The 9,331-nt window shown below is 65.9% G+C and carries 7 protein-coding genes; 4 read left to right on the forward strand and 3 right to left on the reverse strand.

Translation table 11 applies throughout. The features are described 5' to 3' along the window. Positions 1 to 1,008, reverse strand: a 1,008-nt coding sequence (locus G3N93_RS27035) for an MFS transporter (RefSeq protein ID WP_206134338.1), incomplete at its 3' end; no start/stop codon positions are given. Positions 1,009 to 1,213: 205 nt separating this feature from the next. Next, entirely contained in the window at positions 1,214 to 3,394 is a 2,181-nt protein-coding gene (locus G3N93_RS27040; RefSeq protein ID WP_174936127.1) for an ornithine decarboxylase, read from the reverse strand. A gap of 103 nt (positions 3,395 to 3,497) precedes the next feature. Between G3N93_RS27040 and G3N93_RS27045 the strand changes: the two genes are divergently transcribed. From G3N93_RS27045 to potE, 3 genes are all read left to right on the forward strand, one after another. Then, on the forward strand, positions 3,498 to 3,704 hold the full coding sequence (locus G3N93_RS27045; RefSeq protein WP_174943662.1) for a hypothetical protein: 207 nt from the start codon (positions 3,498 to 3,500) through the stop codon (positions 3,702 to 3,704). 200 nt (positions 3,705 to 3,904) lie between these two features. Beyond that, complete coding sequence (locus tag G3N93_RS27050; RefSeq protein ID WP_206134339.1) at positions 3,905 to 6,205, forward strand: Orn/Lys/Arg decarboxylase N-terminal domain-containing protein; 2,301 nt, start codon at positions 3,905 to 3,907, stop codon at positions 6,203 to 6,205. Positions 6,206 to 6,251: 46 nt separating this feature from the next. Further along, on the forward strand, positions 6,252 to 7,637 hold the full coding sequence (gene potE, locus G3N93_RS27055) for a putrescine-ornithine antiporter (protein WP_174936123.1): 1,386 nt from the start codon (positions 6,252 to 6,254) through the stop codon (positions 7,635 to 7,637). Positions 7,638 to 7,676: 39 nt separating this feature from the next. Here potE and G3N93_RS27060 read toward each other — a convergent pair whose 3' ends face one another. Then, positions 7,677 to 8,585, reverse strand: coding sequence for a LysR family transcriptional regulator (locus tag G3N93_RS27060; protein WP_174943668.1), 909 nt, complete (start codon positions 8,583 to 8,585; stop codon positions 7,677 to 7,679). A 591-nt stretch (positions 8,586 to 9,176) separates the two neighbouring features. Between G3N93_RS27060 and G3N93_RS42515 the strand changes: the two genes are divergently transcribed. After that, positions 9,177 to 9,331: ESPR domain-containing protein (locus G3N93_RS42515; RefSeq protein WP_374196518.1), on the forward strand; the 155-nt coding region annotated here is incomplete at its 3' end.

A 9,331-nucleotide genomic window follows, 5' to 3' on the forward strand; every position in this document is an offset into this window, starting at 1 on the left:
CCACACTGCGCCGACGCTCGCATCGGCAAGCGTCGGCGCAGTGTGGATCAGGTAGTTCTGCACGATCGGCGAGATCGACCAGCTGATGCCGCCCCACAGCATCATCGCGGGCACGAACGCGAGCGGCGATACACCGGCCGCGGGCAGCACGGCCATCGCGACGAGAAACACGGCTGGGCACGCCCACAGCGCGCGCGATGCGCCGAGCCGGTCCGAGAAGAGTCCGCCAAGCCATGCGCCGGTCACGCCGGCCATTCCAAATGCGACGTACAACCCTTCGAGCGCGGCTGCGCCGGGCGACAGCACGGCCTGCAGATACGGCGTGAGATACGCGAACAGCGTGAAGTGACCGCCGATCATCGCGATGGAGACGAGTTGCGCGGCCACCAGCCGGTGGCGGGCGAGCACCGCGCGATACGACGGCGTGGCCGCTGCATCGGCGGCCGCGGCGGCAGCGATCGGCGCCATGCGCGGCAATCGCCGGCCAAGCCAGATCGCGAGCGGCAGCGCAGGCACGGCGATCGACACGAACACCGCGCGCCAGCCGGCCCAGTCGGCGATCCGCATCCCGAACGGCACACCGAGCACGAGCGACGCGCTGATCCCCATGAACACGATGCCGATCGCACGGCCGCGTTGCGACGCCGGCGCAAGCTCGGCTGCGAACCGCGTCGCGACGAGGATCAGCGTCGCGCAGCTCGCGGCCATCAGCACGCGTGCGGCGAACAGGCTCGCATAGCCTGGGCTGGCCGCGGCGCACAGGTTCGCGGCCGCGAACAGGCCGAGCGACGCTAGCAGCGCGGTGCGCCGCTCGACACGCGCGACGCAGGCTGCGGCGACGAGCGCGGCCAGCGCGAACACGGCGGAGAAGATCGTGGTGAGCTGGCCGGCGGCGGCGATCGAGACGTGCAGGCCGGCGGAACTGGCCGGCAGGATGCCGACGAAGATGTTTTCGGCGACGCCGGCCAGGAACACGGCGGCGGCCAGCAGGTAGATGCGAACGTCCAACGGAACCCCTCCTGTACGCGCGACGCGACAGCGCCGGGCAGGGGGCGGGGCCGCATCGGAACGAATCGACGGATGGGTTTCGAGGCGAGGCTTCGGTTATCCCGGAAAGCAGGACGGTACCGCACGGTCAGGCGGTGCGCAAGTGCGGACTCTTGCGCCCGCGCCTGCGCCGTGCGGTGGCCTCGAAGAAGGGCGGCGAGCCGGGTTACGCGTGTGACGCGTCGGTGCCGGTTGCCACGACGTAAGCCGAAGCCTGCTTCGTGCCGTCCGGCTGCGTTTGCAGATAGACGCCCTGGATTTCCGGCTCGAAACCCGGCAGCGCGTTGATCCCGGCTTCGAGCGCGCGGAAGTAGTCGAGCGCCGGGCCGCCCCACGCTTCGCCGGGCACCACGCAGAAGATGCCGGGCGGATAGGGCAACGCGCCTTCCGTTGCGATCCGGCCTTCGATGCGATCGAGCGTGACGAGCTCGACGTTGTTGCGAATCAGCTCGGCGTTCGCCGCTTGCGGCAGCATCGCCTGCTTCGGGAACTGCGCGCGCCGGAACATCAGCTTCTGCAGATGCTTCATGTCGTGGCTGCGGTAGAAGTCGTGCATCCGCTGGCACAGCTGCCGCAGGCGCATGTTGCCGTACAGCTCCGGATACGCTTCGCACAGCGACGGAATGGCTTCGCGCAGCGGCGTGTCCTGGTCGAGATGGCGTTCGAACTGCGCGAGGTGCGCGACCAGATGCTGCAGCTTGCCGAAGCTCTCCGACGGTGTGAGCAGGAACAGGATCGTGTACAGGTCGGCCTTCTCGGGCACGACGCCGTGCTCGCGCAGGTAGCGCGCCAGGATCGGCGCCGGCGCGCCGAACGCCGCGTATTCGTGCGTGTCGCGATCGATGCCGGGCGTCGTCAGCAGCAGCTTGCACGGATCGACGAAATACTGGTCGTCCGCATAGCCCTCGAAGCCGTGCCACGTGTCGGCCGGGTGGAAGCGGAAGAAACGCAGGTCGTCGACGATCTGCTCGGTCGGGTAGTCGGCCCACGGGCGGCCGTCGATGTTCTGGGGAACGAACGGTCGGATCTGGCGGCAGGTCTTCAACAGCAGCTTGCGCGCATCGACGCCGTGCGCCACGCAGTCGCGCCACAGGCGCTTGCCGGCCGGGCCGGCATGCATCTGCGCGTTGACGTCGAGCGCGGCGAACATCGGATAGAACGGGCTCGTCGACGCATGGATCATGTACGCGTTGTTGAAGCGCCGGTGATCGCAGAAGCGCTTCTGGCCTTCGATGTGGCTGTCTTTCTTGTGAATCTGCGACGTCTGCGAGAAGCCGGCCTGCTGCTTGTGCACCGACTGCGTGACGAAGATGCCGGGATCGTCGGGGCCGAGCGTCAGCATCAGCGGCGAGCAGTCCTGCATCATCGGGATGAACTGCTCGTAGCCGACCCACGCCGAGTCGAACAGGATGTAGTCGCACAGATGCCCGATCCGGTCGACGATCTCGCGCGCGTTGTAGATCGTGCCGTCGTAGGTGCCGAGCTGGATCACCGCGAGGCGGAACGGCCGCGGCCGGTCGGCGCGATCCGGCGCGACGTCGCGGATCGCGTCGCGAATGCGCGCTTCGCCGAGCGCCGCGCTGTCGACGCCGCCGATGAGGCCCCACGCATTGCGTGCGGTTTCGAGGTAGACCGGTCGCGCGCCCGACAGCACGAGCGCGCCGAGGTGCACCGACTTGTGGTTGTTGCGGTCGAACAGCACGAGATCGTCAGGGGCGAGCAGCGCGCTCGTGACGACCTTGTTCGACGTCGACGTGCCGTTCAGCACGAAGTACGTCTTGTCCGCGTTGTAGATCCGCGCGGCATTGCGCTGCGCTTCCAGCGCGGGGCCTTCGTGGATCAGGAGGTCGCCGAGCCGGACGTCGGCGTTGCAGAGGTCGGCGCGAAAGATCGTCTCGCCGAAGAAGTCGAAGAACATCCGGCCGAGCGGGTGGTTCGAGAAGAACTGGCCGCCCTGGTGGCCGGGGCAGTCGAACTCGACGTAGCCGCGCTGCACGTATTCGCGCATCACCTTGAAGAACGGCGGCAGCAGGTTCTCGCTGTAGATGTCGGCGGCGGCGGAGATCTGCCGGCCGTAGTAATGGCGTCCGCCGTGGCGGAGCTGGATCACGCCGCTCGCGCTCGGCAGGATCGACGGCGGCACTTCCTGGTCGGGCTCGACCGCGACGAAGAACGGAATCGCGAATCCGGTTCGTTCGACGGTTTTAAGCACCTGTTGCGCCGAATCGATTCCGACGACGATGGCCGCGATATTCGTGAAATCGGTCTGAAATACGTCGACCTGTTCGTGCGTGGTGAGGAAGGCACCAATCAGCGCCGGCTCGACTGCGATTTTCAACAGGCTCACGCGAACTCTCCCGTAAATGTGCGGAAAACGGGAGCCGCATTCGCACCGCCGCGTAATCCGCGTAATCCGACACGCGCCGCAGCCGATTGAAACGCTCCCGCGAATGCTGAATGCCGAATGGCGCGCCGCACGAAGCAGCCTTGCGCGGCGCGGCGCAGCCGCCACCGGACAAGGCACGGCGCAGCCGATCGTAGCAACAAAACCGGGCGAATTCAATCGACCGCAATCGGCCGTCGGATTACCGGGCGAGAACGATCGAATAATCGGAAATCGGCGTGTTGCAATGCACATCAAAATGAACCGTTCGTGAAATGCGATTTGAAAACGGCTGGCCGTTTCGCCGAATCGTCTGCTTTTCATCAAATGGCATCTATGGCATAGTCGGCTCCGAATTGGATGGCGAATCAAACCGGATTTGCGAGCGTCTCACGCCGCCGCCCGTGGCCTGCTGTCCGCGTGCTCGTGAGACGCATTACCCCAACGAAGCATCGGAACAACGAGGGCAACAATATGAATACCTCCGTCGGTGGCATTCGTCGTCTCGGCATGCGCGCGCTTCTGGTCGACGACGAGATCACGCAGGAAACCGCGACCGGGCGTGCGGTCCGCACGCTGAGCGCGGAACTCGTGCAGCGCGACATCGACGTGCTCACGGCAACCTCGGCCGACGATGCGATCATGCTGATCCGTTCCGATCCGTCGATCCAGTGCGTGCTGCTCGACTGGGATCTCGGCGTGGACGGCCACGGGCCGTCCGAGGCCGTGGTCGACGCGATCCGGCATCGCAACGGCAACGTGCCGATCTTCCTGCTGGCCGACCGCAGCGTCGCGTCGACGGTGCCGTCCGCGGTGATGGGGCAGGTGGACGATTTCGTGTGGCTGCTCGAAGATACGGCCGACTTCATCGGCGGGCGCATCCACGCGGCGATCGAACGCTATCGCGCCACCGTGCTGCCGCCGATGTTCGGCGCGCTCGCGAAGTTCTCGCGCGTCTACGAATACTCGTGGCATACGCCCGGCCACACGGGCGGCACCGGCTTCCTCAAATCGCCGGTCGGCCGCGCGTTCTTCGAATACTTCGGCGAAGCGCTGTTCCGTTCCGACCTGTCGATCTCGGTCGGCGAGCTCGGCTCGCTGCTCGACCATTCGGGCCCCATCGGCGAAAGCGAGCGCTATGCGGCACGCGTGTTCGGCGCGCATCGCACGTATCACGTGACGAACGGTTCGTCGACGTCGAACCGCATCATCCTGATGGCGAGCGTGAGCCGCGACCAGATCGCGCTGTGCGACCGCAACTGCCACAAGTCGGCCGAGCATGCGATGACGATGTCGGGTGCGATCCCGACCTACCTCGTGCCGACGCGCAACCGCTACGGGATCATCGGGCCGATCGCGTCGGAGCGCCTCACGCAGGCGGCGATCCGCGAGGCGATCACGTCGAACCCGCTCACGGCCGGGCTCGCCGATCGCCAGCCGAAGCATGCGATCGTCACCAACTCGACGTACGACGGCCTGTGCTACAACGTCGCTCGCGTCGAGGAACTGCTCGGCGCGAGCGTCGACCGGCTGCATTTCGACGAAGCCTGGTACGGCTACGCACGTTTCAACCCGATCTACCGCGATCGCCACGCGATGCACGGCGACCCGCGCGACCATCATGCGGATCGCCCGACGGTGTTCGCGACGCAGTCGACGCACAAGCTGCTGACCGCGCTGTCGCAGGCGTCGTACATCCACGTGCGCGACGGCCGCAACCCGATTCCGCATGGCCAGTTCAACGAAACATTCATGATGCACGCGTCGACGTCGCCGAACTACGCGATCATCGCGTCGAACGACGTCGCGGCCGCGATGATGGACGGCCCCGGCGGCGCGGCACTCACGCACGAGTCGATCGAGGAGGCTGTCGCGTTCCGGCAGATGATCGCGCGGATGAACAGCGAGTTCGGCGCGAAAGGCGACTGGTTCTTCGAATGCTGGCAGCCCGACACCGTGCTCGAGACGCGCACCGGCCGCACGCTGCCGTTCCACGATGCGCAGCCCGAGCTGCTCGCGAGCGACCCGTCGTGCTGGGTGCTGCGCCCCGGCGCGCAATGGCACGGCTTCGGCAATATCGAAGATGGCTACTGCATGCTCGATCCGATCAAGGTGTCGATCGTCACGCCGGGCGTCGCGCCGGCCGGCGGGCTGATGCCGGTCGGCATTCCGGCGAGCGTCGTGACCGCCTATCTCGATGCGCGCGGGATCGTCGTCGAGAAAACCACCGACTTCACGATCCTGTTCCTGTTCTCGATCGGCATCACGAAGGGCAAGTGGGGCTCGCTCGTCAGCGCGCTGTGCGACTTCAAGCGCGACTACGACGCGAACCTGCCGCTCGACATGGCGATTCCGTCACTCGTGAAGGAGCACGGCTCGCGCTATGCGGGCATGGGGCTGAAGGACCTGGCCGACACGATGTTCGCGGCGATGGAGCAGCTCGGTACGACGCGGCTGATGTCGGAAGCCTTTTCGATCCTGCCGAAGCCGGACATGAGCCCGGTGCGGGCGTACGAGCATCTGGTGCAGGGCCGGGTCGAGCAGGTCACGCTCGAGGCGCTGGCCGGGCGCACGGTCGCCACCGGCGTCGTGCCGTACCCGCCGGGCATTCCGCTGCTGATGCCGGGCGAGAACGCGGGGCCGGCGGGCGGCCCGGTGCTCGGCTACCTGAAGGCGCTCGAAGCGTACGACCGGCGTTTCCCGGGCTTCGCGCACGATACGCACGGCGTGGAAGTCGAGGACGGCACGTATCGCGTGTATTGCCTGACGGCCTGAACGAGCGACCGGCCGCGCGGCGGCCTCACATCGAAGGATCGACATCATGGAAAACGCAGCGCGCATGTCCGACGCGGCCCCCGCGGCCGCGCCGAAGAACCGGATGAACGTCTGGCAGCTCACCATCCTCACGGCGGTCAACATGATGGGCTCCGGCATCATCCTGCTGCCGTCGAAGCTCGCGCAGGTCGGCACGATCTCGCTGCTGTCGTGGATCGTCACGGCCGGCGGCTCGCTCGCACTGGCCTACGCGTTCGCGCGCTGCGGGATGCTGAGCCGCAAGCCGGGCGGGATGGGCGGCTACGCGGAATACGCGTTCGGCAAGGCCGGCAACTACATGGCGAACTACACGTACGGGCTGTCGCTGGTGATCGCCAACGTCGCGATCGGCGTCACGGCCGTTGGCTACGGCACCGTGCTGTTCGACGCGACGCTGTCGCCGCTGCAGACCGGCCTGTGGACGATCTTCCTGCTCGTGCTGACGACGGTCGCGAACTTCGGCGGCTCGCGCATCACCGGCCGGATCGGCGCGGTGACGGTGTGGGGCGTGATCATTCCGGTCGTCGTCGTGTCGCTGATCGGCTGGTTCTGGTTCAGCGGCGCGACCTGGGGCGCCGCGTGGAACCCGAACCACATCCCGTTCGGGCCGGCCGTGGGCAGCTCGATCGCGGTGACGCTGTGGGCGTTCCTCGGGCTCGAATCGGCGTGCGCGAACTCGGACGCCGTCGAGAATCCGGAGCGCAACGTGCCGATCGCCGTGCTCGGCGGCACGATCGCGTCGGCGATCTTCTACATCGTGTCGACCAACGTGATCGCGGGGATCGTGCCCAACGCGATCCTTGCGAAGTCGAACGCGCCGTTCGGCATCGCGTTCGCGACGATGTTCACGCCGACGGTCGGCACGATCGTCACCGCGCTGATGGTGATCGCGTGCATCGGCTCGCTGCTCGGCTGGCAGTTCACGGTCGCGCAGGTGTTCAAGAGTTCGGCGGACGTCGGCTACTTCCTGCCGGTGTTCGCCCGTGCGACGCGCACCGGCACGCCGATCGTCGGGATGGTGATCCTGCTGGTCGCGCAGGTCGCGCTGGCGCTGATGACGATCAGCCCGGAACTGAGCAGCCAGTTCCAGAAGATCGTCGATCTCGCGGTCGTCACGAACCTCGTGCCGTACGTGATGTCGATGGCCGCACTGATCACGATCCAGAAGGTTGCGAAGGTGCCGCCGGCGAAGGCGCTGCTGACCAACGCGATCGCGATGGTGGCCACCGCGTACAGCTTCTATGCGCTGTTCAGCTCGGGCGAGCAGGCGCTGATGCTCGGCGGCCTGTGCGTGTTCCTCGGCTGGACGCTGTTCGGCTTCGTCAGCGCGCGCTTCTACCAGATGGAAGTCGACGCCCATGTGAAGGAGCCGGGGAAGTCGCTGCAGGCGTGACGCCGGCGCCCGCCGCGTGCCGCCGGCGGGCGCGTGGCGTCAGCGCGCGCGCTTCTCCAGCAGTGCGGGAATTTCCTGTTTCAGCAGGTCGACAATGACCCGCACGCGCGGCGGCAGCGGCCGCTGCGCCTGGACGAGCGCGTTGAGCGCGAAGGCGGGGATCGTGTACCGGGGCAGCACCTCGACGAGCTTGCCTTGCGCGAACGCGTTCAGGCAGGCCGGCTGCTGGACCACGCCGATGCCGCCGCCGGCCAGGATCGTGTCGAACATCGGACGCCAGTGGCTAGTCGTCATGACCGTCTGGATCCGCGCGTATTCGAGCGTCTTGTCCTCGCCTTGCAGCGGCAGTTGCTCGTTCGCGAAGATGCCCTTCACGCGGATGAACGGGTGGTTCACGAGGTCGGTCTTGTGTTCGATCGGGCCGTAGCGAGCGAGATACGACGGCGCAGCCACCAGCACGCGCTCCACTTCGCCGATCGGATGCGCGACGAAGCCGCCGTCGCCGAGCTGGCCGAGACGAATCGAGATGTCGACGCCTTCCGTGACCGGATCGACGATGCTGTCGTTCAGTATGAGGTCGATGTGAAGCTGCGGATACAACGTGCGGATGTGCATCAACGCCTTCGGAATCACGACCTCGCCGAAGCACTGCGGCGACGCGAGCCGGATCGTGCCGCTCAGCGTTTTTTCCGCTCTCGATACCGATGCGATCGTATCTTCCGCCGCGTCGAGCAGTTCCTTGCTGCGTTCGTAGAAGATCCGGCCCTCCTCGGTGCAGGTGAGGGTGCGGGCACTGCGCATCAGCAGCCGCGTGCCGAGGTATTTCTCGAGTTTCTCGATGCGCTCGCTGACGGCCGGCTGGCCCATGTCGAGATCCCGGGCCGCGCCGGACATCGTGCCGCGCTCGACGACCCGGACGTAGATGCGCATCGTCGCCAACAAATCCATGAAGTCGCGCCTCTTGTCTGATCAATGAACGTTTATAATCCGCGAAGAAATGCGGGGATTCAATCTGGATTGGAGATCAATGTCCATCGCTGAAACATAGCTTCCGGTCAATACAACGTACTCAGAATCATCCGGAAACTATTTCGCATTTCGATTCGTTTTCCAATCGGCAGATGGTACTAAAGCACCTTTCCCCGAAAGATGCGCGCAAGGCCGATATTTGATATCGGCTCGACAGACTACCGTCAAACCCTGACGCACCGTACGCTTCGCCGCGACCTGTCAGTTTGAACAGGAAGCGGTTGACGCATACGGATACGAAGGGCGGCTGACGGGCAACGCCATGCGATTCCCCGCGGCGATGCGCGCAGGACCGAACGTCTTTCCCGACACATCCGCATTCGTTTCGTCCGTTCACGAGACGGACTGCCCGCTTCCGGTCCGATTCCGGTGGTATCGCGCCATACGCGCTGCATGCCGGCGCGATGTGGCTCCAGCCGGTTTACCCCCTTTTTTGCTTGTGCTTCTGCGTCCCTGCAACAGCCGGTTGATTCGGATCACTTATCAGTTTCGCGAGAACACTGGATAGCCATGAACAAGATCTACAGAACCATCTGGAATGAATCGATCCGCGCATGGGTCGCGGTTCACGAAAACGCGGCGGCGTGCGGCAAGTCGCCGCGCAGCTCGCGCCGACGCCTGTCGCGCGGGCTGCTCGCGCTGGGCATGGCTGCCACGGGCTTGGC

The sequence above is a fragment of the Burkholderia sp. Se-20378 genome (assembly GCF_017104665.1).
GTDB lineage: Bacteria > Pseudomonadota > Gammaproteobacteria > Burkholderiales > Burkholderiaceae > Burkholderia > Burkholderia lata.